Source organism: Mesorhizobium sp. P3_A9 (assembly GCF_056402975.1).
This window is the reverse complement of record NZ_JBFUGJ010000763.1, coordinates 1-828: the sequence shown is the minus strand read 5'-3', so window position 1 is coordinate 828 and position 828 is coordinate 1. Positions and strand designations below refer to the sequence as shown.

Sequence of the window (828 nt, the reverse complement as noted above, 5' to 3'; positions counted from 1 at the left end):
CGGGTGACATCGCCAATGAATGCCTCGGCCGCGTCATGTAGAAGGGCCTCATACGGATATTCAGCAGTGACGTCACTTACCAGCAGGCTATGTTCAGCAACCGAATAGAAGTCGCGGCATTGTCCGGCGTAGCGGCAGATGTGCGCCAAGCCGTGGGCCACGTCGTCAATGGTGAAGTCGCTCCCGTGAGGATCGAGAAAATCAAAGACCCTACCGCTGGCCAGCGTGATGGTGGGGCCTCGCGCGACATTCACGGCCAAGATGTTATTGCGCATAAAGTTCATCTCCCATCCTTACACAATGTGGGCGTAGAGCCAACAACGCGCGGTGGATAACTGTAGAAATTGACGTCTCAAAAGCTGGCTGATATTATACGGCAAATCATGTAGTTGTTTTGCTTGTAGTTTTTGCAACGATCACTATTTTTAACTGACGCGCCATTTTGGGCGATGTGGGGGGGCATATGCGTCTTGTGATAGTTCTCTCCGGCCCTGTTGGGGTCGGTAAGTCGTCGTTCGGCGATCAACTGCAAGCTCTTTTTGGCGCAGACCGGGTGTCAACCAGCAGTTGGATTGTAGAACATCGCGGTGTTGCACGCGAGCGGGGCGAGCTTCAGGCTGCGGGAGAAATTCTCGATATCGAGACAGGCGGCGCTTGGGTCGCGGACGCGGTTGCCGAGAAGGCCTCATCGATGGGCGAGGACGCCATACTCTTGGTCGATTCAGCGCGAATTGCGGCCCAAGTTGAAAAACTTCGTGTGCGATTCGGCGACCGCGTCTTCCATGTTCATCTCCACGCACATGATGATTTGCTGGAGCGGCGATACCT

Annotated in this window: 1 protein-coding gene and 1 pseudogene; one reads left to right on the top strand and one right to left on the bottom strand. The window is 54.8% G+C overall.

Annotated elements, in window-relative coordinates; all coding sequences use genetic code 11:
- Positions 1-284, bottom strand: a pseudogene (locus AC1DX0_RS36610) (hypothetical protein); the annotation flags it as partial.
- A 179-nt stretch (positions 285-463) separates the two neighbouring features.
- Between AC1DX0_RS36610 and AC1DX0_RS36605 the strand changes: the two are divergent.
- The coding region (locus AC1DX0_RS36605; RefSeq protein ID WP_477359478.1) for a DEAD/DEAH box helicase family protein at positions 464-828 on the top strand (365 nt) is incomplete at its 3' end.